Genomic DNA, 24005 nt, shown 5'->3' on the forward strand with positions numbered 1-24005 from the left:
GGAAAGTGGCAAGCCCTTCGAGTTGCTAGAGTCTCCACACCCGTATGCCGGCCGCAAGCAATGCCGGAAGATCATACATCCCCTTCACATCTACCAGCACAGGATTTTCAACCATCAGACCGGTCAGGTCACCAGCTGACATAGTGCGGTACTGCTGGTGGGCCACCGCGGCCACCACTGCCGATGCCGGCAGCAGATTTTCCACGGGTACCAGCTTAACGCCGTATTCATGCAGTGCCTCAACAGGATCGGCGAGAGGGTCGCAGACCTGCACAGTAACACCATAATCTTCAAGTTCACGTATTATGTCGATAACTCTAGAGTTGCGCAGATCCGGACAATCTTCCTTGAAGGTCAGTCCCAGCACAGTAACCCTGCTGCCCAGCACGCTATGGCCTGCGTGGATCATCTCTTTAACTGCGCGCAATGCGATAAACTTGCCCATGCCATCGTTAATGCGTCGCCCCGCAAGGATCACCTGAGGTATGTAGCCGATTTTCTCCGCCTTATGTGTCAGGTAATACGGATCAACTCCAATACAATGTCCACCAACAAGGCCGGGCCTGAACTTGAGGAAATTCCACTTTGTTCCGGCAGCATCCAGCACATCATTGGTATCAATGCCCATGCGATCAAAAATCAGGGCCAGTTCGTTCATCAGCGCAATGTTCAGATCGCGCTGAGTGTTCTCAATAACTTTGGCAGCTTCTGCCACTTTGATGGAAGCAGCTCGATGCACCCCAGCTGTAACCACCGACTCATACACTTTTGCAACGGCCTCAAGAGTAGCAGCATCTTGTCCGGAAACCACTTTTTTGATCTTTGTGAACGTATGTTCCTTATCCCCTGGATTAATCCGTTCAGGGCTATACCCAACAGTGAAATCCTGGCCGCATGCCAAACCTGAAACCCTCTCCAGTATGGGCACGCACTCCTCTTCAGTCACACCGGGATACACGGTGGATTCATATACAACAATGTCGCCCTTTTTGAGCGCTTTTCCCACAGTCTCCGAAGCGCGGTACATCAGGGTCAGGTCAGGTTGGTTGGCATCATCCACCGGTGTCGGCACAGCCACAATGTGAAAATCAGCCTGCTTCAGCCCCTCGATCTGATCCGTAAAAAAAATATCAGCAGCTTTAAGGTCAGCCGGTTCTACTTCACCAGTCCGGTCGTGTCCCTCGGTCAACTCTCGAATACGCTCTTTATTGATATCGAAACCAATGGTCTTGCGTACTTTGCCAAAAGCTACTGCTACCGGCAATCCGACATAGCCAAGACCGACTACTGATATAGTGCGTTCCGTGCTCAATGTGTACTCCTTTTGGTTTGGGGAATAAGAATGGTAGTCATACGAAAATGTCCCGCAAATGTGGGCTTTCCCGAACATCGGGATTGTTTATTTTGGCAAAAACTCTCTCAATACCGGCATAACATCACGTACGAATGCTTCAAGATTTGCTGTCGCCCGCGGTTCATCCTGCTCGACTGAAACTGAGAAACGAATGAATGCCTGGTCTTTACGGCGATACAGGATGGAGTTTTTAATCTCTGTCAATTTAAGTGAATACTCATCAGTGATTGTGTCGTCCATCATCTGAAACCAGTATAGGAACATCTCTTTGGTTTCACCTTTTTGATAGACAGCCCTGACGATATCCACCACCCCGCTGGGCGTGTCCAGGGTACCGGACCGGGTGTACACCTCATGCCAACCGCTTCCGGGCAGGCAGTGACGCGGTGAATGTATTCCGCCGCTCTCGGGACCGCCGTCATGAAACCCGACGTACAAACTGACATCCGAACCAGTTGCCCCCTTGTATTGGCGTGAAAAATAATCAGTCGCCTTTAGTACCTTGAGGGTTCCGGAATCAAATTGCTGTTGAGCAGACATCTGCCAGGAACCAATCTGCTCCGGAAACTGACTGAACGGTCTGTTAGTAGGCACGGAAATATTCGTGCGCAGGTTTATGAACAACGCTGCTGCAAAGAGCAAGGTATAAAGGAGGGTGACACGTTTGAAAGAAAGAAAAGATTTGCTGCCCTGTTCTCCAGCAGCAAGCTCCTGTCTTTCCTCCTTCCAGGCGTCCCGGTCTCCGGTGCAAGATCCACGATATCCACTTTTCACCAAAGCTCCCACCCCAACCATCAAAACCATTGCCAGAGCAAATACAGCCATGCCTGCAAACTCGTGAAAGAAACCTTCCGCTGCCTTCGCTCCCCACCATTGGGCCAGTATGCCAGTTGCTATTACCCGCAAGGCATTAGTGGCAACGGCAATCGGCACTGCCGAAGCAATTAGAATCCAGCGGCGTTTCGTATTAATTGGAATGAAATAAGCATAAGCAACAGCCAAAGCAAGCAGTGAAAGCAAGGAACGTATGCCGGAACAGGCATCAGCCACTTCCAGGGTAATGGAAGGAAAGATAATGATATTACCTTCGCGCTGCACAATAACACCTAGCAGATGAAGCGCACCCACCGAAACTCTGGTAACGAACATTTTCAAGGGGAACGCAGCCAGGTCGTAAATGATGTAGGGAATGGGCACCATGAAGAACAGATAGCCCAGGGGAAGGGCCATCAATTTCAGAATCTGTCTGCCGAAGAAGTATAGCACCATGCCGGCCAACAGCACGATCAGGGATGAACGCATGGTGAAATATTCAGCGGAAAGCCATCCCAGCAGCAGTTGAAGCAGTCCTAGAACGACCACAACCAGCCCCGCCCAATCGGGCCGTGCCAGTCGTTCCTTCACGTCAGGCCAACGCTGATACACAAAATAACCAGCTATCAGCGGCACTAGAAAACCATGGGAATAATTTTCATCCCTGGCCCAGTCTCGAACCATGGCCGGCACTATCTTCCAGTACAGGCTGACTAGCAGTGGAATGATTACCAGAAGTTGCAATCGGTGTTTTTTCAGAGATTCAACGATAGTCATGGGGACCCTTGCTGCTGACATGGTGACGGAACGGGGGCATAGCCCTTGCTTCCATAATCAATTGGTGTAAACACATTTAAATTAAGAGTTGCATATTATACAGTTTTTCCCTTGTAATGCAATGTTCGCATACATTTTCTCATAAAAACCATGCTAATATTTCACGGATTTTTTCAGCCAAATGGCAGGGAGGGCAGGCAATCATGCGGCAACATATACATGATGAAAGCATTATCAGACACGTTCCCTTTTTCTCATCCCTGAGCAATGATGAGACAGTGCAGGTCGAGCAGTTAATCAGGAAAAAATCTTTTACAAAAGATCAGATCGTTCTCCAGGAAGAAGAAACCTCCCATTATATGTATCTGGTCTATTCCGGCAAAGTCCGGGTTGTAAAGATGACCGAGGAGGGACGTGAACAGATTATTACCATCCACCGCAAGAATGACTTCTTCGGTGAAATGGCCTTGTTGGACGGAAAAACCGCTCCTGCAACGATCATTGCACATGAAGATGCGGTCATCGGACTGCTTTCCAAGGAGGACTTTGAGCGCCATCTTTTGAGCAACGAGCTCATCAACCGCAAGATCATCACCCTGCTCTGCGGCCGATTGCGTGAAGCGTGGGCAATGATCAAGATACTCGGATTTGACAGTGCCGAGCAACGCCTGATGGCGGTACTGGATCGACTTCAGGAACTCAACGGTATAATGGACGACGGGGGAGTGATAATTAACGTAAAATTGACCCACCAGCAACTGGCAAACTACACTTCTGTTACGCGAGAAACAATTACCAGAATGCTGAAGCGGTTCGAGAAAGAAGGTGTTATTGAAATAACGTCGAATAGATCGATACTGCTTACAAAGCAATTCTACTTAAAACTGAAACAGATGCGTTAGTGGACAGTGTTCCCAATCAAAAATAGTACAAAGACCATTTGAACTTCTTGCTTTACTTGATAGTTTCCAACCAAAGATTTTAAAATAAGGAGCTAATTACAAAAACAAAAGCGTCAAAACTTAGGGCAAAAGCGAAGCGGGCAGAAAGGTCAAAAATGTGTATGAGCTTTAGGATCAAGCCCCAACAGCCCAAACCGCAATTGGTAATAGCCAACTTTCATAACCTCCACAAACAGCCCTGCCCTCCCCACAGTGTATGATCGAGCCGGAAAAGTACGCACTTCCGAGAGACAACCTTGAAGTGTATGACGGAAAGTCCATGCAGCTCGACAGGTGTGATAGTCCGAGGTCACAACAATGATCTTCCGCAACCCTTGCCGAGATATTTCCTCCTTGGTCGCCATGGATTCATAAATGGTACCGCTCCCAAGGTAAGAAAGCTTGATAATTGCCTGCCGGGGGACACCGAGTTTTACCAGTTCCTCTTCGGCCCACTCCACCTGATATAGATTACGATTATACTCCGCTGACCAACTGCTGAAGACCCCGTCATCTGATACAAACACTTTTGGGGCATAACCACTAAGATACAATCTTGCCGCAGTTGGAACCCGCTCTTTCATTGACCCCGCCAGAAGAATAATGGCGTCGGAAAGGACAGGAGTATCGTGACGAGTGAGCATTCGGCGAAGAGTATCCGGATAAAGACCGAGGGCAAGGACTGCCAGAAGGAACAGAACCAACAGCACGAGGGGAATTTTACGTATCATCTAGGCAAGAGTCAGTCCGACATTTTCAGTCGGAAGATCCAGACTGCAGCGACAAAAGTGATCAAGGCCATACCAGCTATTTGCAGAACAAACATTGCACTAAAGCTTCCCTTCACCAGAGCCTGACGCGCACCTTCGAAAAGTGCCGTGGTAGGCAGGGCGCGGATCCATGGAATCACTTTCTCGGGATAAGAAGAGAGCGGAAAAAACAGACCGGACATAAAGATAAGCGGCATGATGAAGACAGCTTCCACCTTACCAATGGTTTCTGGCTTGTCCATAATGGTGCCGCAAATGACTCCGGCGCAGGAGAAAAAGGCTGAACCCGGAATCAAAAAGGCCAGGTAGCCTAGCAAATGCTCGGGAGCGAAACGAAAAGGTGTGATCGCGAAAATGACCAGCGCTACAGTCAGTGCTTTTACGAGGCCATGGGTAAAGCCTGAAAAGATTTTTGCCACTACTATTTCGGACACACTCACCGGCGTCACGCGGTAGGATTCAATGGTAAATTGCACGCGGCGATGAAACCAGAGACTCCAGACGCTTTCGCTGTAGGCAGCATTGACGGCGGTCATGGTGATCAGTCCCGGCGCAATAAAAAGACTATATGGTACCCCCTCCACCAGTCCGATATAGCTTTTCATACCAATGCCAAATGCGAGGTAGATAGTCAGTGGATACGCTACCACCGCAACCATTTCCGATAGCACACTGCGCCGCAGTACCAGCATGTCCCGTCGCCATATGGCCAAAGCTCCTTGCAGCTTCATTGGCGCACCCCCGCTCCTGTCAGGCTGATGAATACCTCTTCCAGCGTTCGTTCTCGCAGGGAAATGCGCCGCACAGGTGCACCGTTCAGGGCAGACACAACCTCGGAAAGACACTCCCAATGCTCAAGCCCCACATTCACGACAGCACCCTTAACAGTGATGCTTCGTATGCAGGCCATATTTTTAAGCAAGGCTGCATAGCGCTCTGTCTCTCCATCAAATTCTATTTCATAAAGCGTATCACCTGAAAGTCTAGCCTTCAATTCCTGGGTCGTTCCCTGTGCAATAAGCCGTCCATGGTCCATGATTGCGATTCGATCGCACAGCAGTTCAGCTTCCTCCAGGTAATGAGTTGTAAGAAAAATAGTCATACTGCCTGCAATGGAACGAATGTATTCCCAGACCGAGCGGCGCGATTGCGGATCAAGACCTGTTGTGGGCTCGTCAAGAAAAAGGACTCTCGGCTGGTGCACAAGCGCACGGGCCACCACCAGCCTGCGCTGCATTCCTCCGGAAAAAGTATCCGGAAAATCATGTTGCCGGCCAGCCAATCCCATCAGCTCCATCAATTCATCAATCCGTTGCCGGTAACGTGCCGCATCCATTTTATGAAGGCGTGCATGGAGTTCCAGATTTTCCCGTGCCGTTAGATATCTGTCCAGGCTATTCTCCTGGGGAACAACACCAATCAGGCAACGGATATCTCGTCCACGGCTACGAGTATCGTTACCTTCGATAAAGGCCTCACCACTGCTTTGACGCATCAGCGTGGTCAGGATACGAATCAAGGTAGTCTTTCCAGCGCCGTTGGGACCCAGCAAGCCAAAGATTGAACCCTGTCGTACCTGAAGGTCGAGATTCCCCAGTGCCGTCAATGTGCCGTACTGTTTTGTGAGATTATTTGTAAGAATGGCAGCTGTCATAGTGGACTTATAACATAGATCCTCAAAAAAATGAACGCACCACTACTCCACGGGAACCTAATTCTGTCTGTAAGACTCAACGGCTGAGCATAGAAATCAATGGAGGAGATTGAATACTTTAATTCCTGAACCAGTTCGGGTATAGTGTATTACATTGTCTCTGAGGAGTCCTCCATCAGCATCGACCATCCTTTGGTTCATTTTGAAAACTTATCAGTGGCAGGTTTCAGTTTAACCTGCTGTCAACCAGATCCCATCGTTCTTTATTAAACAGGAACGAAATTCAACACACAAGACAGGATACACATGAATACCAAGAAGTTATCGGCAGGAGACATCATTGATGCCCGTTGCACTCGTTGCAAGGAAGTTCTCAATCACAGAATCGTAGCCATGGTTGAAGAAAAGGTTGTACGTGTGGAGTGCAATACCTGCGGTGGTGCACATGGTTATTACCCTCCCCCAGCGCCCAAAGCAGCCAAAGCTCCCAAAAAAGCTTCCACCGGTTCGTCCTCCAAATCGTCCGGTACTTCTACCCGCACCTCCCGCAAAGATCCGGGCGAAGCTGACCGCGACGAGTGGGCAGCATTGCGGCCAAATATGGAATCAGAGCGGGCTGTTGCCTATACCATGGATGGAAAATTCCGGATGAACAGCCTTGTCAATCATTCTTCATTCGGCCTGGGTGTGGTAAAGCAGCTTATCCCGCCCAACAAAATGCAGGTCCTTTTTCAGGATGGAATGAAACTTCTGCGCTGCCAATAAAAGTTTTTTCAGAACGGCAAAATGCCTGCCATCACGATCCGTGTATCTGTGGCAGGCATTTTCGTGCGCACCATTGGGGAATCCATTGAAGTTCCAACGCAACAAGACCGGCCGCACCTGCGCGCCACTCGATACCAGTGAGACCGGTCATGCCCGGCTCGGCCTTATAGTAGCCCACCATGGAGTTGCGGTCGAGGTGCTGTTCGAAAATGGTGAGCGGCGCATGGTGCGGGTCAAAAGAAATTCCGGCCATGTTGTTGGAGATGATGTTGTGGTCGCGGGCGAGGTTTTGAAACAGATGCCGCGCAAGACCGAATTGCGCCGCAGGGACGCCAGGGGTGGTATTCATTTGGTGGCGGCCAATCTGGATGTGCTGGGAATAGTAGTGGCTCCCGACCCCCCTTCCGGTTTCATAGACAGGGCAATTGTCGCCGCCCGAGTTGCCGCTTTGCAACCATTTTTGGTGGTCAACAAGTGTGATCTTGCTGAAACCGCTGATCTTTTGGGCAAAGTTAAAAACACCTATACAGGATCTGTACCGATCTTTCCAGTCAGTGCTGCCCACAAAAGCGGTCTTGAGGAGGTGCAGCATTTCCTGGGTGTGGGGCATCGCGGCGCCTTCGTGGGCACCACAGGTGTCGGCAAAAGTTCTTTACTGAACGTGCTCTGTCCCGAAATAGGTTTAAAAGTAGGAGCACTCAGTGATTACAAGGGGCTGGGACGTCATACCACCACCGTTTCCACTCTGCATGCTCTCTCAGGCGGTGGTGAACTTGTTGACACCCCTGGCTTCCGTGATTTTGGTCTGGTGGAGATCTCGGAGGAGGATCTGGCAATCTTTTTTCCCGGTTTTGAAGAGCATGACGGAATTTCCTGCCGGTTCCGCAATTGCCGTCACCGCTCCGAACCAGGCTGCGCCGTTGCTGAACAAGTTAACCAAGGAATTATCCACGCTGAAAGATACGCAACCTACCTGGAAATTCTAACTGAAGTAGAAAAAGAACAGGCCGAGTTCCGCAGCAAAGGCTGGAAAAACCAGTAAATTATCCAGCCTAGAGAAGTCGGCTTGCTTCGCGCCTTGGTCTTAAGCAAAGCGAGCGAAAGGCAGTCAAAAACTTTTTATCACGCGAAGCCGCAAAGACGCTAAGAGAAGCACTTCTTTAAAAAAAGGGATATTGAGAAGTCGGTTTTCTCCGCGCCTTGGCGTCTTAAGCGAAGCGAGCGAGAGAGCAGTTAAAAGACCTTTTCTCTAATCCAGCTTGAAATCGCCACCGGCATATTGAATTGCTGTCGGGTCGTTAGCCCGGGGCGGCGAAACTGCATGAACGCCACCACAGGATGGACACTGCTGGACAAAAGTCTTCAACACAAAAGAAGTACCGCATCCTTGGCAAGCATGCTTCAAGCCTCCATTGGGAAGATCTGCCGTCGCCACTGAACCACCATGAGCGCCCAAGACAAATTCGACCAGTTCCCTGCCGGTCGCAAACGGTCCTACCCCGGATGTCCGGGATGATCCACAATCACACATTGATATCTCCTTGATAGCCAAAACAAGTTGTTGTTAAGGGTGCACCATACTCCTTTCTGACCGTGCCTGTTTTGACCTTGGTCAAGTTCCTGTCATTTTTAAAAAGCACAAAGAGATCCATGAACAAACCATTCATATTCAAACTGATTATTGAACAACTCGAAACTGATCTGGCACTTCTGCATAATGCCGCCAAAACAGCCCACGAAGCTTCAATCCATGAAGAGAACATCCCTGACAACAAGTACGACACCCTCAGCCTTGAAGCCTCTTATGTAGCCCAGGGACAAGCCAATCGTGCCCAGGAAATCAAAGAGGCGCTGGATACCTACAAACTTCTCGAGCTGCAGACATTCCAGGATGACACCCCCATTCGCCTGACGGCACTTGTAAGCATGGAAGCAGAGGATGGTGCTACCAGACTGGTATTTATCGGCCCCCTTGAAGGTGGCATGAAAGTCAGCGATGGCAACCGGGAAATTATTGTAATCACACCCGGTTCCCCCATAGGCAGTGCCTTGATTGGCAGGACAATCGGCGAAACAGTGGAAATAGGCAGCGGTGCCAGTCGTAAAGAGTTTGAAATCATTGAAGTCTGCTGACTGGCTTTAAATTAAGGATCAACTTCACAAGCATGAAAGGCAGGCAACATGGCGCTTCCCTGGAAAATTATCGAAAGCATCCCCACCGACGAAGGCGCACTTGAACTGCGTCAACGGGGCGAGCGGGATTTTTTGATCATGATCGGTACACAGGTCCTGATGAACAGCCTGGCCAACCGCTCCGAGATCATGCTCGGTCAGCTCGGCTGCAAAGGTCTGATAAATCGTGAAGCCCCCCGAGTCATGGTGGGCGGATTGGGCATGGGATTTACACTACGAGCGGTGCTTGATGCCCTGCCCTCTTCAGCCAGTGTCGTTGTAGCCGAACTGAACCCCGTGGTTCACGCCTGGTGCTTGGGGCCACTACTGTCATTAACCGGTGGCGCCGCTGCAGACCCGCGAGTACATGTGGAAATCATCGATGTGGCTGAACGCATCCGCAGAAGCGCAGCAAGCAACGGAGAAGACCTGTTCGACGCCATCGTACTCGACCTCTATCGCGGTCCCCACGCCAAGACCGATAAGCGCAACGACCCGCTCTACGGCAGCAGAGCCATCCAAGCCATGCGAACAGCCCTCAAACCTGGAGGAGTACTGGCTGTATGGGGTGAACAATACGATGAAAGTTTTGATAAACGCCTGCAGGAAGCCGGTTTCAAGGTGACCACAAGCCGCCCTGGTAAAGGCGGCTTGCGTCATGTGGTTTTTCTTGCAGAGAGCATTAAACGATAAAGAGACCGAGAGGTCCAAAGCTTGGACTCTCCTTCTTCCCCCGTCTCAGCTTCTCCGGTCCCCGGTCCCCAATCCCCCCTTCACGCCTCCTTGATCGAGAGCGCAATCCTCTTGCGCTGGGCATCTGCCGAGAGCACCTTGACCTTGACCACCTGTCCGGTTTTGACGGCATCATTGGGATCCTTCACATAGCGGTTGGCCAGGTGGCTGATGTGCACCAGGCCATCCTGGTGGACTCCGACATCCACAAAAGCCCCAAACGCAGTAACATTGGTAACGATCCCCTGCAGAATCATCCCCTCTCGCAGATCCGTAATTTCACGAACATCATCCCTGAAGGCAACAGCTTCGAACTGGCTGCGCGGATCACGGCCCGGTTTTTTTAATTCTTCCAGTATGTCGTTCAATGTCGGCAGACCTACTTTCTCATTCACGTAGTTCCTGGGATTGATACTTGAAACCAAGGTCGCATCCATGGTCAGCTGGGCCAGACTCACCTTGAGATCAGCGGCCATGGCCTCAACCAGCGGGTAACGTTCGGGATGTACCGCGGTGTTGTCCAGCGGGTATTTACCATCCCTGATTCGCAAAAATCCAGCCGCCTGCTCGAAAGCCTTGGCCCCGAAGCGAGGCACCTTGAGCAGCGCCTTGCGTGATTCGAACCGGCCATTTTCATCGCGATATTTGGTGATGGCTTTGGCCAGAGCCGGCCCAACGCCCGAAACGTAGGAAAGCAGCGCCCAGGATGCGGTATTGAGATCAACTCCCACATAGTTCACGCAGGACTCCACAACGCCGTCCAGAGCTTTTTTGAGCATGCCTTGATTAACATCATGCTGGTACTGGCCCACGCCGATGCTTTTGGGATCGATCTTGACCAACTCTCCCAGTGGGTCCTGCAAGCGGCGGGCAATGGAGACGGCTCCGCGTACGGTGAGATCCAGATCGGGGAACTCCTCCCGCGCAATCTCTGAGGCTGAATAGACACTGGCCCCTGCCTCGCTGACCGATATCACCGGCAGATTGAGCCCTGCCCCAGACAATGTTTCTTTGACGAAAATTTCCATCTCACGCCCGGCAGTGCCGTTGCCGATTGCAATCATCTCAGGTTTGTGAGTTTCCACCATGCGCAGCAGGTCCTGTCGCGCCTGCGGTACACGGGTTTCACCAATATGGGGATAAATAGTGACATGTTCCTGAAACCGACCTGTTGCATCTACCGCCGCGAGCTTGGAGCCGGTGCGAAAGCCCGGATCAATACCGAGTACCCGCTTGCCTCCCGCTGGTGGTGCCAGCAGCAGGTCACGCAGATTACGGGCAAAAACAATTATCGCAGCTTCATCCGCCTTTTCCTTGCTATCAAGACGCAGCTCTACCTCAATCGAGGGAGCGATCAGACGCTTGTAGGCATCCTCTACAACCTTCTCCAGTAATGGCTTGAAAATACTCTCCTGTGTGACCAGGCGTGTTTTTAACCCTGCCAGAATCTGATCCACTGGGGCGCCAATGGAAAGATACAGCACTTCCTCCTTTTCTCCTCTGCGCATTGCAAGCATGCGGTGTGAGGGAATGGCCTTGAGTGGTTCCTGAAAATCGTAATACATCTCAAACTTGGTGACTTGATCCTTCTGGTCACCCGCCACCCTCGACATCATGATCCCCTGCTCGGCTGTCAGTCGCCGCACCATTGCTCGGGCATCGGCGTCATCGGAAAGCCGTTCGGCAAGAATATGCCCTGCCCCTTCCAGAGCTGTCGTAGCATCAGGCACCTCTTTGGCCGGATCAACAAAGGACAGTGCCGCCTCCTCAACAAAGCCATGTTTCAGTTCCTGTGCAATCAGGATATCTGCCAACGGCTCAAGTCCCCGCTCCCGGGCAATCGTGGCCTTAGTACGGCGTTTTGGCTTGAAGGGAAGATAAAGATCCTCGACCTCGGTCTTCTGGCGTGAAGCCTCTATGCGCTGTTTCAGTTCCGGAGTCAACTTGCCCTGCTCGTCTATGGATTTGAGAATGGTGGCTTTGCGCTCCTCCAATTCTGAAAAATAGGCCAACTGCTCCTCAATATCTCGGATCTGCACTTCATCCAGCTCGCCAGTGCTCTCCTTGCGGTAGCGGGCAATGAAAGGCACGGTGCTTCCTTCCTGGAGAAGTTCGACCGTATTCTCAACCTGAAAAGCTTTTAGCCCGCTCGCCTCTATGATGTACTGGATTATTGTTTTTGCATTGATGTCGCTGAGCTTCATTGTATCTCCTGTCTGGGTAATTTGAGGCCAGCATGGTACTACAGGGCTCTCTTAATGGCAAATAGCTGGCGAATTAGAAAAGATTTCGTATTGAGAGTGAAACATGGAAAACGAAAGCTGATGTAAAAGCCATTCCCAAATAAAAAGAGCGGATACCTTTTCAGGTGTCCGCTCCGTCTTATTTTTAAACGGCAGGAAATTTTAATTGGGCAGGCCCGGGCCATCTCCAGGACCAATGGATTCAACACGCGGCACCGCATCGGAAAAGAGGCTTTTAGCCATGGCAATGATTTCATCGGCAGTTACCGCAGCAACAGCCTCCAAAGAATCTGCTACCTGCTCCGGGGCACCGAATAGAGAAGTAGTGTTGGACAATCTGCGCACTTGTGTTTCGCAATCATCAAGGGCCATTAGTCGCTTGCAGCGGATCTGCTCCTTGGCAGCATTGATCGTGTCGGCGTCGATCATCTCGTTGCAAAAGCGTCTCACTTCGCCATGGCACACGTCGATGGCCTCCTGGGCACGATCAGCACTGGTGCCTGCATAGATCAGCAGACCGGCAGTATCGCTGTAGGAGGCTGCCTGAGAATACACCGAATATGCCAGACTGCGCCGCTCCCGGACTTCCCGAAACAATCGGGAACTCATACCGCCGCCCAGTATCTGATTTAATATGGTTAGCAGATGACGTTGTTCACTGCCTGCGGGAGGAATCGTATAACCCATGTAAAACTGGGTCTGTTCCATGGGTCGCTGGTAATGGATATTTTCTGCCAAGGCATTACTCCAGGTGGAACCGGGGGCAATGCGGGGAAGCTCACCTGTCCCCAGCCCGCTTAACAGCCGGTCGGCCAAAGCAACTATTTCATCATGTTCCACATTGCCGGCCGCTGAGACAATGGTTGCTTTAGCGAGATAATTTTCCTTTTTGTGCTGCATCAGGCGATCGCGTGGGATCGAGGTTATGGATACGGCTGTACCGAGAATTGGTTTTCCAATCGGGTGGTCTTTCCAGAACCCCTTGTGAAACTGATGGTACACAAAACGGGTCGGATTATCGTGGTTCATGGAAATTTCCTGCAGAACAACTCCGCGTTCTTTTTCAACTTCCTCCTCAGGAAGGGTCGAATTAACAAACATGTCCGCAAGAATTTCAAATGTCGCCGGAATCGTGGAGGCAAGCGAGGTAGCATAGTAAAAAACTTCCTCCTGACTGGTATAGGCATTTGCCCTGGCCCCCAGTGCATTGAAATCTTCCATGATCCGATCCGCTGTGCGTTTTTCTGTACCCTTGAAGAGCAGGTGTTCAATGAAATGGGACGCTCCGCCGCAATCGTCAGCCTCATTTCTGGTACTGCTGTCGATGCGTATTCCTATCGCGGCACTCTGCATCGCAGAAATCTTCTGGGTTACCACCCGCAAACCATTGGGAAGAGTTGTCATCAGGGCTGTTGGCAGGCTTGCATCTTTTGTCATAATGGAATCCTCTTAAGCTGGTATGTAAGGCTCTTCTTTTTACAAAGTCTTTGAATAAAAGTATATACCCACAGGTCCTTACATGCACTATTCGGCTCTATCGTTCCGCTGTTCATCTTATTCCACATCCACATTTTTGATCCCATCGGGACGCCAGCTGGGTGGGATCACGTGATTTCCTGCTTTCTCCTTGCCCGGCAACAGACTCCCAAAGGTAACTGCCCTGTTCCCGAATTTTGCATTCAGCTTGTCCATCGCCTGGGTGGCAAACAGTTTCTTGCGGTCATCCTCGAACAGCGGCAACTGCTCCGCCTGGCTCTTCAGGTTGGTTAACTTTACCCCCAAAAGCCGGACCGGCTGTTCCAGTTCTACGCCTTCCAGAAGAGCCAATGCCGCTTTGTAGATTTCGTCGCTTAAGTTGATGTAGCTCCTCAGCGTGGTCTGCTTACTGAAACTTGTGAAAAAATCGGCATAGCGAACATATACCGCGACCGTTTTGCCTGAGACATTGTAGCGCCGCGCCCGACTGCCTACCTTTTCACTAAGCTGCAGCAGGAAACGTCTGATCTCCTGAGGATCATCAATGTCACGTTCCAGCGTGCTGCTGTGCCCCACTGATTTGACCTCATCTTCCTCGCCAAAGGGAATGACCGGAACATCATCTTTCCCCTCCCCCATCTGCTTCAACCGCGCCCCAACGATGCCGAATTTCCTTGTCAAGCGCCCCTGATCGCAACGCGCCAGCTCACCACAGGTATTGATTCCCATCACCTTCAACTCCCTGACTGTCTTCTTCCCGATCCCGCACAAACTGCCGACCGGCATGCGCTCCATGATCCGCGAGACATCCTCAGGTTTGATGATGGTCAGGCCGTCTGGCTTCTGCAAATCCGAGGCGAGCTTGGCCAGCAGCTTGTTGGGAGCAATTCCGATGGAACAGGTGATGTCGAAGCGGTGTTTTATGCGCGCCTTGATCAGATAGGCGATGTTTTCGGCAGATTCGAAGAGATTGATGGAACCGGTCACATCCACCCAGGCTTCATCGATGCTGAAGACTTCAACCACCGGGGAATAATCGCGGATAATGCTCATGATCTCACTCGAGGTATGGGTGTACTTGCGGTTGTCTCCCACCACCACGATCAGCTCGGGGCAACACCGCTTGGCCTCCCATACAGCCATGCCGGTCTTAACGCCAAATGCCCGAGCTTCATAGGAACTGGTCGTAACAATAGTACGTCCGCCAGAGCCGACCACTGCAATCGGTTTTCCACGCAGAGCAGGGTTTGCCGACTGCTCCACTGAAGCAAAAAAGGCGTTCATGTCGATGTGGAAAATGACTCGTTGCATGGGGGGATTATAGCCTATAGACGAAGCTCGTGGAGAGAAATATTACCCAGGAGTCGGTCTGACTTAAGAGAAATCTACTGCAAATGAATTAGCAGTTGCGGCAATGACATTCGCTTTTAATAATTAATGAGTGATGGATTATTACCAACTTTTTTTATTGTTTTTTTTTATTGGAATATATATTGTTAACTAAATCGATCAACAAAACTCATCATAAAGATACACGACAATACTAAACTATCCGCGAGGGTAGGACGGAAAGCCTATTGGGTCTCTCTGAGACAGCCGGGTCGCCGAAATATCGCACAGACGATACTCAGGCCCCGGCTTTTTTGTGTCTAAAAAACGACCATGAAAACCATTCAATCAAAACGGGTTGTGCTGTCAGACATCCCGATTTTAATTCGCTCCCCAAACCAGCACGTGGAGGACACATTGAGAAACTGAAACAATTCACTTTCATGCACTCGATGGCAAGCAATTGAGAAACGGTCGTTAAACACACAAAAAGGAGAGATTATGAAGAATGTAGGTAAAGCGTCTATGCAGTTCTTCCTGGCATTGACACTGATAGCAACTCCCTTGGTAGCATTTCAATTACTGGGATCAAATGCTATCGCTCAGTCAACTTATTTTTCAGCCAGGGGGTGCACAAATTGCCACTCAGCCCCTGTCGCCGCTACCTGCGCCGGTTGCCACCAGCACAGCGGGACTTTGACAGCTACCAAAGACAAAACCACCTCTTATTCCCCCGGAGAAGCGGTGACAATAACACTGACCTCTTCAGGCGCCCGGTCCGGATGGATCGGCGTACGTCTTTATAACCAGGACGGAGCTGAAATCGCCCGCTCCAATGGCAGTCAGAGCGGCATGGGGGGCTCGGCCGTATATCCGGCAGTTCTTACTGCGCCGGCACCGACAACTCCCGGAACATATGCATGGAAAATTGCCTACTTTGGCAACCAGAATGGAACCGGGACAGGTGATGTTCACGGGGAAAAATCTGTCAGTGTTTCCATAACCGTTGCCTCTGCAGCTGACACAGCTGCACCTGTTGTGACCTTCGCACTCCCGGCCACAGCGACAGCCCTGACAGTACCGGTCAGCACATTTTCCGCCACTGATAACGTCGCAGTCACCGGCTACCTGATCAACAAGGTCGCGACCATTCCTGCAGCTTCCGCCGCCGGCTGGACAGCCACCGCACCGGCCAGCGTAACTGCTATCGCAGGCAACAACACCTTCTATGCCTGGGCCAAAGATGCGGCGGGCAACGTCTCGGCAGTGAAGAGCGCTAGCGTAGTTGTCACCATAGCTCCGCCTGCCGATACTATTGCACCCGTGGTAACCTTTGCACTCCCGGCAACCGCCACCGCCCTGTCCGTGCCGGTCAGCTCCTTCTCCGCAACTGACAATGTCGCTGTCACCGGATACCTGATTACCCCCAGCGCAACTCCTCCGGCAGCTTCCGCAGCTAGCTGGGCAGCAGCCGCACCGGCCAGCGTAACCGCTATCGCAGGCAACAACACCTTCTATGCCTGGGCCAAAGATGCGGCGGGCAACGTCTCGGCAGTCAAGAGCGCTAGCGTAGTTGTAACAATCCCTCCGGTTGCTGACACTACTTTGCCAACGTTGACGATCTCCTCACTGGCAAATAATTCCTACACCAATAAAGTGACCCTCAACATCAGCGGGAACGCCAGCGACGCAGGCGGCATCAAATCCGTCACAGTCAACGGCCAACCCGTAATCCTGAATCCTGATGGTTCATTCAGTCATGCTCTGACTCTGGTGGCCGGAGCCAACACTATTACAACCATCGCTACCGACAACGCCGCCAACCAGCAGGTTGATACCCGAACAATAACCTACGATCTAAATGCGCCGATACTCGCGGTTTCCGCACCGGCTGATAACAGTAACACTATCCAGTCGTTCATTACCGTAACCGGCACGGTCAGCGAAACCTCAACAGTGACAGTAAGCACCAATAACGGCAGCCCCCAATCAGCCGCCATCACCGGCAACACATACAGCGCAACCGTCAACCTGATAGCCGGCGTCAACACCATCGACATCACCGCTACCGACCAGGCCGGCAACACTTCCAGCGCCAAACGTACCGTTACCTACGAAAACAGCAGCAGCAAATTCACCCTTGCGGTCACCAGTCCGGCTCAGGATATCACCACCAGAAATTCATCCCTGACCCTCAAGGGTACGATCATTGATGCCTCGAGCAACGTGAGGGTCCGAATCACCATGGACGGCAGGAGCTACAGTCCCACAGTCGTCAATGGCGTATTCAAGCAGCGTCTCACTTTCTACAGAGCCAAACGGTACACCATTGCCGTCACCGCCAGAGATGAGTCAGGCAACGTCAGCACTGTCTATCGCAATGTCATCTACCGTCCTGAAAAGAGTGATGATCATGACGATGATTAACAGGAAGCCGATGTAAAACTATAAAAAAGCCACCCCTTTGAGGGTGGCTTTTTTAGTTTACTGCCTGGTATGACCTCGGTGATCACCTCTTCTGATGATGGAAAATAAACGTCTTCGGCACTCAATTCTTCGAATCGCTTATCTTGCAGCAAAAAACATCAAATAACCTCAACCTGTATCAAATCATTCCACTCCAGTTAACTCCCAGGTCTGCTCAGCCGTATCATACGCCAATTCATACAGGCCACTTTCATCGCGCACCGCGAAGTGTAACCTTCTGACGCTCCCCTTGGTGTCTGTCCAGAAGTAGGTGGTTTCCAGCACGGCGTGCTTGCGGTTGCCCCAGTCGAACCAGACCGGTCTGATGCTGCGCCCCGGACCGAATACCACTGCCACCCGTATCGATTCCCTTACCCGCATGGACTTAACCCAACCGGCGATAGACGCCGATCACCTTGCCCACGATGCTTACCTCACCATCACCCGGTCTGATGATGATGGCAGACATATTGGGATTGGCAGGTTGCAGGCGGATGTGATCCTGCTCGTGATAAAACCACTTCAAGGTTGCTTCTCCCTCCACCATGGCGACAACAGTGTCCTTGTTGTCAGCAGTTTGCTGGGGACGGACCAGGGCAAGATCGCCGTCGAATATGCCTGCCCCGATCATGGAATCGCCACTCACCCGCAAGAAGAAACAGTCATTTCCTTTCACAGCCAGATGATCAACCGAGAAGTATCCCTGAATATCTTCAATAGCGGGGGAAAGATGTCCGGCACGCACGGTACCGGCAATGGGGAGGGAAACAGAACGACTGAGCGAGGTTGTGAGTCCTATGCCGCGACTGACTTTGTCCCGCTTGATATAGCCCTTCTTTTCCAGGGCATCAAGATGTTTGGAAACCGGCAAAGGTCCACTGACACCGAGATGGGCTGCGATCTCACGCAATGTGGGAGGGTAACCTTGATTATCCAGATGGGAGGTTACGAATTGCAGCACCTGCTGCTGGCGTGGGGTCAGATCATGCTGGAGGCCAACTTTTATGGTAGTCATATGACTACCATATCCAACCTGTAACTGTGTGTCAAACTGTTTGTGGGTCCGACAAAGTCATCTGCTTCTCTTCCTCACGACCCAAGGATGTTTCGGTCACCCAAAGGCTCTGGCTGAGGAAACCGCACCGGGATTGATGCTTGTTCAGACAAGCTTAAACTGCCCCACCGGACGTTTCCTTTATCACTAGTTCGTGAGCCTATGACTTTTAAAAGTGAAAATATGCAGAATAAGACAAGAAATTCAATTAAAATGGGTGCGCCTATGATGAACGCACCCTTTTAGATACTCACCTATCTTTCAAGTTGTTTAATTCCAGATAGTGACCTGGCCCTCTTCATATCCCTCAGCCATTACCCGGTCGCGCCCTGCATCCTTGGCAAGATAGAGGGCCGCATCAGCAGATTTGAGGAGCTTTGACTTAGTCCTGCCATGTTGCGGATACATTGCTATTCCAACTGATATGGTAACTTCTCCCAGAGGAGTTCCGAAATGGCTAATGCGAATATCCTTGATCAGTTGCCGCAACTGCTCTGCGCGGTGAAAGATGGTCTCGAAATTCATGTCGGGTATGATGCAGACAAACTCTTCTCCGCCATAACGGCAGACCCTGTCATATTCACGAAAAAATGCGGTCATGACATTGCCAGCCTTCACCAATAACAGGTCACCGGCATCGTGCCCATAGGTATCATTGAACTTTTTAAAATTGTCGATATCGATCATCATGATACCCAGTGAATATTTTTTCCGTTCTGCATGGGCAATCTCGCGCACCATCGCCTCATCAGCGTAACGCCGGTTGAAAAGCGAGGTCAGCGGGTCATGAAGAGCCTGCACGTGAAGTGTCTCCAACAACTGCATGTTGGCAACAGCCAGGGCCATATGTTCAGTCATCGCCAATAAAAGCTGTTGATTAGGTTTAGCATCTGCATGATCTATCTGCTTTTCATAGTAATGCCTGTACACTCCCAGGATATTCCCCTGCGCTACCAGCGGAATGCAGACACATGCACCAGAGCGAATCTCACTCATGTCTTCACAGCACCTGGAACCGGTAACCGGTGACGTTACCCGTACCTTTCCGCTGCGCAAGGCGAGACAGTTATCCGCTAAAAAAACTGGAGAATGATGTTCATTGAAAAGATTGCCCCAGCTGATAATCTTCTTTAGAAGATTATCAGATTCATTAAACAGGAACAGAGCGCCGGATGCGGCGGGAAAGAGTTTTTCCGAGGTGGCAGCAATAACTTCACAAGCTTCATCCAGGCTGTTGCAGAGCTGAAATAGATTCCCCATTTCACGCAGGACTGAGATCTCCCGATTGCTGCGTCTTAATTCCCTTACCGTACTGGATAGCTTTTCATTAGCTGCCATCAGTGCTTCCTCAGCTTTTACTCGAGGAGTAATGTCAACAATCACGCCCCACCAACGTTTTTTTTCTTCTCTTCCATTGGGTACAATGCGGAATGTATCGCGCAGCCAGACAACAGTGCCGTCCTTTCCAAACCGGCGATATTCTATCTGCCCCGGAACCTCCTGTGAAATTGCCGTATGATAGGCCCCTGCGACCCTCTCCCGATCCACCGGATGTACCTGATCTATAAAAAAATTATCTGCCAAACACCAGCTTTCAACCGGAAGACCAAGCAATCTTTCAGCCTGATGACTGACAAAACAGTAGCGACCGCTAACAGGATCTCCCTCCCAAATGATCGCGTCCAACCCCTGTACCAATTCCAGAAATCGTTTTTCAGATTCTTGAGCTGCAATACGTAACTGCCCACTTTCGTTAAAGGAATTTTCAAGATCATCAATCAACGTTTGAACCTCTTGGTCCATTCTGCGCACTATTCTGGTTGGGAACGTGTAGGCTAAGAAAGCGAGCAGGAGACCAAGAAAACCTGAGACAACTGCTGTCAGAGCAGTTTTGATGAGCAGATGCTTTTGGGATAGCCCCACTCTGACTGTTCCTATAACCTTATTGTTATAGATAACGGAAGCAGCTCCATGGGGTGCCCATCGGTTCCATGCGGCTGCTGCTTCAGAACTTTCGTAGCGGTAGCTGACCACCTCGCTATTAGTTTCGTCACAAATTTTAATTAAAGAAATATCCTTATCAACCACAACCTGCTGAGTGAGGTGGGCAAAACGATAAATCTGATACTTCCAGAGTGTAGGAGAATCAATAGCGATTTCCTCCAGCTCATGGGCGATCCTTTTGGAATAGGAATGTGCCTCCTTCGTAAGACTGCGGTAGTCAAGAACATATACAGTAACGGGGAATATGAATCCCATCAGGCAGGCGATGATCACCACGAGCGGAAGGAGTCGTTTTGCCAGAGATTGACCCAATTGAAAATGAGTTTCTGACGTTTGATGTACGGTTAGATTTTTAGAAGGAGGCATAACCATTTTTTTCCAGCACTTCATGACCAGCAGAAGAACATGCAAATTCTATAAAAGCCTTGACTTGCGGCGTGAATTGATCTTGGCGATAGGTAAAAGCAAGAGTTTTATACAATGGATATTTTCCGTTTTTTACATGGGCTGGGGTGGGAGTGATTCCATTCAGTTTGAGCGGCTTGATGTTCAATTTTTCAGTAACAATGGTTCCCATATCGGAGATTCCAATTGCATCAAGAGTTTCCGTTATTCTCCTGTTCATTTGGTCATCCTTCATTATCACTGTCCAGCGATGTGTCTTAATGCTATCAGAGTAGACTTCTCTGAAACCGGGAACTTTCTCTTCCAACAGATCGATGGAACTTTCGCCTGGCTCCCGGTTAAGAACCACAATAGTTCGGCCATTTTTCCAGGTAGTTTTGATACCACGGTAAATGTTAACGAGTTCGGCAAAGGTAATATCATCATCAACAACATTCGAATGGGTCCCAATTACAAGTGGCGTGCGGGCATAGGGAACAACAACCAGATTTAGGTTTTTCTCACTCTCTCTTAACGGACGGGACAGCAGCCCGACGGTAATTGCTCCATCAGCCACCGCCTGCGCTGCTCCGGTACTGCCAATGTTAGTCAGGGGAGCAAAGGTAGTCTCGGGGTGCAGTTTTTTGAATGCATTAACAAGCAGTTGCGTGGCTGCTATATTGGAACCTGATCCTGCCAATATGAATTTATCCGCTGCTTTCGCTTCAGCTACCACGGAACACATCAGGAAAAAAACTGCTATCAACTTTTTCATCCTAACCTCGTTACGTTTATACTTGAGGTAGGAATATATTATAAAAATCAATCCAATAAAAGATTTTTAAAGTAAAATATATAATTTTTTTAATAAAGTACCACAAAAAGGAGGGTTATATGGAGGGAGTATTTAGATAAAAGACTGAAGATTAAATTTAAAAAGCGTAAAAGAGATCCAACTCGTTTTTGTTCATGCTCCTGTATGTTCGGCATACTGCACATTATTCTTCCCAGCCTTCTTCACTTCATACATGAGACTGTCCGCAATAGAAATAACTTCATCTAGGTTGCATGCGCCATCAATGCAAGTTACAACCCCCATGCTGATAGTTGTGGCTAATGTGTTACTTGATAGCATTTTAAGCTCCTCTCGAACTTTCTGCGTAACCACCTTAACCGCTTTTTGATCCGTGGCAGGGAAAAAGATAGTAAATTCATCTCCCCCAATTCTGGCAACAGCATCAGTCTTTCGAAGGTTCGATGCCAGACATCTTACCACTTCGTTTAAAAGCTCATCCCCCTTTCTATGGCCGTAACTATCGTTTATCTGCTTAAAGTTATCCAGATCTATGTAGGCAATAGAGAAAGGGCTCTTCTCTCGCTTAAGCCTCATTAGTTCATACTCAACAATCTCCATGAACGCTCGCAGATTCATGACTCCTGTAAGCGGATCAGTACGGGAAAGAGTACTTTCGGCTTCCCATAATTGGCGAATCCTAAAAAGCATTATGGCTACAACACAAAAAATGCCCAGCGTGGACAAAATATTCCATGCCGCGGCACCTGAAGCTCCTTGATAACGATATTCTGACCAGAACGCGGTACAGATTATTGATATAACCAATCCTGGTCTTTTGCCTGCGAACCATGTCGTAAACGAAATAGGCAGCAAGTATAAAAATGAAAAAGAGTATTCCATTGGGGTTAGAAAATCCAAGACACCAAGCAGCAAGGAACACACTAGACCCAAAAGGGTATTAACTATCTTCCCTTGTTGATCAAGATAGCGGAAATATCGAATTATAAGTGATTCGAGCATCAACACAGGCGAACCTTCCAGATTTACATCGTGTAATTGAAAACTTAATATAATAGTATTTCAATAAGTATTTTTTCAACAAAAATAAAGCTTAACAAGAAGACAAATGCCGTTGAGCTGCAGGACAAACCATGACCAACATCTGCACCCATATCCTTCAAAATTGACTTTCGGCCTAGATACCATAACCTTGAGAAATATCAGGAGTGGTCATGAAAAAATTACCCTTTGTCTCAGCAACATTTTCAATATTGATTGCAGGATGCAGCGGAATCAACAAAATACCGTTCGACGAACATTTATATGCATCGACTGGATCATCAACTATGCCAACAGCAGCCTCAGCCGCGTTGATAAGTTCTGTATCACCTGCCACATCCATTGAAAAAGAGAATAAACAAGCTGAAAAACATGCAGCCAAAGGACAAATTACACTTGAATGGAATTCAGTTCCCGGAGCAAAATGGTACAACCTATATTACGGTACAAAGCCGGGAGTGACTAAAAAAAGTCCAAAAAAGATTAAAAGAATTACCACTACGTTCCATACTGTTACCGGGCTCTCAATCAACACCACCTATTTCTTTGTGGTTACCGCAGCCAATTCCACCACCGAAAGTCCGGAATCGATAGAAATTTCCGGGAAGTCAAGAAAGCATTAATGAGTTGAGACGCTAAATAAAAGGGCCAGCTGCTGTTCAATAATAGCTGAGAAAACAGGAAGGATTTCAAACGGAAGGATTTCAAAAGCAGAATTAACGAAGTAGAACTAGGTGACTCAAATAAAAACAGCCACCAGAAAGGTGGCTGTTTTTTATGGTCTGCGACTTCAACCAAACTAAAGCCATAACTAGCTGTAATTATTTTTATTTTACATCCAGACAAAGTGACACTGCCCCATTAAGTGCCCCTAAAATTTATACCACTGAGATGTCGACTGAAATAGCACCGTCCATTACTCGAGTATGTGCCAGAGTATAGCTTATATTCTATGCCCATGTCGCATAGACATACCTTCATATGCGCCATTTCATCGTATCAAAATACTTGGTGTTATTTCTACACGATAAAGAATCGCCTCCTGCAGTTATTCTCCTGTCTCCTGAACAGTTCGAGCAGCGGCGCTTAAAAATGGCCTGACCTAGAAAAATCTTAGTGTCCTCTATTGTGGAAACAGGTGCGTATAATTAAACATTGTTCCGTATATCCTCTGTGATTCTATAATGTTTAATTATCACGCAAATGATGCGTATCT

21 protein-coding genes and 1 riboswitch are annotated in these 24005 nt (G+C 49.5%); of the genes, 7 read left to right on the plus strand and 14 right to left on the minus strand.

Annotated elements, in window-relative coordinates; translation table 11 throughout:
• Positions 1-25: 25 nt before the first annotated feature.
• Together KJB30_RS00660 and xrtA are read right to left on the minus strand one after the other, a co-directional pair.
• Positions 26-1312 (minus strand): nucleotide sugar dehydrogenase, encoded by a 1287-nt coding sequence (locus KJB30_RS00660; RefSeq protein ID WP_246545402.1) that lies wholly within the window; start codon positions 1310-1312, stop codon positions 26-28.
• Positions 1313-1399: 87 nt separating this feature from the next.
• The gene (xrtA, locus tag KJB30_RS17915; RefSeq protein ID WP_246545403.1) at positions 1400-2944 is read right to left on the minus strand and encodes an exosortase A; all 1545 of its coding nucleotides are present in this window, start codon (positions 2942-2944) and stop codon (positions 1400-1402) included.
• Positions 2945-3147: 203 nt separating this feature from the next.
• On the opposite strand from xrtA, the gene KJB30_RS00675 reads away from it, so the two are divergent.
• Positions 3148-3846: a Crp/Fnr family transcriptional regulator gene (locus tag KJB30_RS00675; protein WP_214295998.1), complete on the plus strand. Its 699-nt coding sequence runs from the start codon at positions 3148-3150 to the stop codon at positions 3844-3846.
• A gap of 149 nt (positions 3847-3995) precedes the next feature.
• Here the strand turns inward: KJB30_RS00675 and KJB30_RS00680 are convergent, their stop codons facing one another.
• From KJB30_RS00680 to KJB30_RS00690, 3 genes are read right to left on the minus strand one after another with little or no spacing between them, the layout of a single operon-like run.
• Positions 3996-4616, minus strand: a complete 621-nt coding sequence (locus tag KJB30_RS00680) for a YdcF family protein (RefSeq protein WP_214295999.1) — start codon at positions 4614-4616, stop codon at positions 3996-3998.
• A gap of 11 nt (positions 4617-4627) precedes the next feature.
• A complete protein-coding gene (locus KJB30_RS00685; RefSeq protein ID WP_214296000.1) occupies positions 4628-5386 on the minus strand; it encodes an ABC transporter permease in 759 nt (252 codons plus the stop codon).
• On the minus strand, positions 5383-6309 hold the full coding sequence (locus KJB30_RS00690; protein WP_214296001.1) for an ABC transporter ATP-binding protein: 927 nt from the start codon (positions 6307-6309) through the stop codon (positions 5383-5385). The genes KJB30_RS00685 and KJB30_RS00690 overlap by 4 nt, the downstream gene beginning before the upstream one ends.
• Positions 6310-6615: 306 nt before the next feature.
• Between KJB30_RS00690 and KJB30_RS00695 the strand changes: the two genes are divergently transcribed.
• A complete protein-coding gene (locus KJB30_RS00695) occupies positions 6616-7074 on the plus strand; it encodes a hypothetical protein (RefSeq protein ID WP_214296002.1) in 459 nt (152 codons plus the stop codon).
• Between the two features lie 85 nt (positions 7075-7159).
• Positions 7160-8116, plus strand: coding sequence for a ribosome small subunit-dependent GTPase A (gene rsgA, locus KJB30_RS00700; protein ID WP_246545404.1), 957 nt, complete (start codon positions 7160-7162; stop codon positions 8114-8116).
• Positions 8117-8323: 207 nt separating this feature from the next.
• Here rsgA and KJB30_RS00705 read toward each other — a convergent pair whose 3' ends face one another.
• A complete protein-coding gene (locus tag KJB30_RS00705; protein ID WP_214296003.1) occupies positions 8324-8605 on the minus strand; it encodes a hydrogenase maturation nickel metallochaperone HypA in 282 nt (93 codons plus the stop codon).
• Between the two features lie 119 nt (positions 8606-8724).
• On the opposite strand from KJB30_RS00705, the gene KJB30_RS00710 reads away from it, so the two are divergent.
• Together KJB30_RS00710 and KJB30_RS00715 are read left to right on the plus strand one after the other, a co-directional pair.
• Entirely contained in the window at positions 8725-9207 is a 483-nt protein-coding gene (locus KJB30_RS00710) for a GreA/GreB family elongation factor (protein WP_214296004.1), read from the plus strand.
• Positions 9208-9255: 48 nt separating this feature from the next.
• The gene (locus KJB30_RS00715) at positions 9256-9939 is read left to right on the plus strand and encodes a spermidine synthase (protein ID WP_214296005.1); all 684 of its coding nucleotides are present in this window, start codon (positions 9256-9258) and stop codon (positions 9937-9939) included.
• Positions 9940-10019: 80 nt separating this feature from the next.
• On the opposite strand, the gene KJB30_RS00720 is transcribed toward KJB30_RS00715, so the two are convergent.
• From KJB30_RS00720 to dinB, 3 genes are all read right to left on the minus strand, one after another.
• Complete coding sequence (locus KJB30_RS00720; RefSeq protein ID WP_214296006.1) at positions 10020-12182, minus strand: Tex family protein; 2163 nt, start codon at positions 12180-12182, stop codon at positions 10020-10022.
• A 201-nt stretch (positions 12183-12383) separates the two neighbouring features.
• Positions 12384-13658 carry a M16 family metallopeptidase gene (locus KJB30_RS00725; RefSeq protein WP_214296007.1) on the minus strand — a complete coding sequence of 425 codons (1275 nt, stop codon included), beginning with the start codon at positions 13656-13658 and terminating at the stop codon, positions 12384-12386.
• 117 nt (positions 13659-13775) lie between these two features.
• Positions 13776-15008, minus strand: a complete 1233-nt coding sequence (dinB, locus tag KJB30_RS00730) for a DNA polymerase IV (protein WP_214296008.1) — start codon at positions 15006-15008, stop codon at positions 13776-13778.
• Between the two features lie 221 nt (positions 15009-15229).
• Positions 15230-15306, plus strand: a riboswitch (cyclic di-GMP riboswitch).
• Positions 15307-15527: 221 nt separating this feature from the next.
• On the opposite strand from dinB, the gene KJB30_RS00735 reads away from it, so the two are divergent.
• Complete coding sequence (locus KJB30_RS00735; RefSeq protein ID WP_214296009.1) at positions 15528-17453, plus strand: hypothetical protein; 1926 nt, start codon at positions 15528-15530, stop codon at positions 17451-17453.
• A gap of 183 nt (positions 17454-17636) precedes the next feature.
• On the opposite strand, the gene KJB30_RS00740 is transcribed toward KJB30_RS00735, so the two are convergent.
• The 5 genes from KJB30_RS00740 to KJB30_RS00760 all read right to left on the minus strand — a co-directional run bounded on the left by KJB30_RS00740 (position 17637) and on the right by KJB30_RS00760 (position 22750).
• Positions 17637-17873, minus strand: a complete 237-nt coding sequence (locus KJB30_RS00740; protein ID WP_214296010.1) for a hypothetical protein — start codon at positions 17871-17873, stop codon at positions 17637-17639.
• A gap of 4 nt (positions 17874-17877) precedes the next feature.
• Complete coding sequence (gene lexA, locus KJB30_RS00745) at positions 17878-18507, minus strand: transcriptional repressor LexA (RefSeq protein ID WP_214296011.1); 630 nt, start codon at positions 18505-18507, stop codon at positions 17878-17880.
• 309 nt (positions 18508-18816) lie between these two features.
• Positions 18817-20916 (minus strand): GGDEF domain-containing protein, encoded by a 2100-nt coding sequence (locus KJB30_RS00750; protein ID WP_214296012.1) that lies wholly within the window; start codon positions 20914-20916, stop codon positions 18817-18819.
• Positions 20903-21709 carry a substrate-binding domain-containing protein gene (locus tag KJB30_RS00755; RefSeq protein WP_214296013.1) on the minus strand — a complete coding sequence of 269 codons (807 nt, stop codon included), beginning with the start codon at positions 21707-21709 and terminating at the stop codon, positions 20903-20905. Before KJB30_RS00755 ends, KJB30_RS00750 begins: the two co-directional genes overlap by 14 nt.
• 192 nt (positions 21710-21901) lie before the next feature.
• Positions 21902-22750: a GGDEF domain-containing protein gene (locus tag KJB30_RS00760; RefSeq protein WP_246545426.1), complete on the minus strand. Its 849-nt coding sequence runs from the start codon at positions 22748-22750 to the stop codon at positions 21902-21904.
• A gap of 212 nt (positions 22751-22962) precedes the next feature.
• Between KJB30_RS00760 and KJB30_RS00765 the strand changes: the two genes are divergently transcribed.
• Positions 22963-23412: a fibronectin type III domain-containing protein gene (locus tag KJB30_RS00765; RefSeq protein ID WP_214296015.1), complete on the plus strand. Its 450-nt coding sequence runs from the start codon at positions 22963-22965 to the stop codon at positions 23410-23412.
• Positions 23413-24005 lie beyond the last annotated feature (593 nt).

The sequence above is a fragment of the Pelotalea chapellei genome (genome assembly GCF_018531195.1).
In the GTDB taxonomy this organism is placed as follows: Bacteria; Desulfobacterota; Desulfuromonadia; order Geobacterales; family Pseudopelobacteraceae; genus Pelotalea; species Pelotalea chapellei.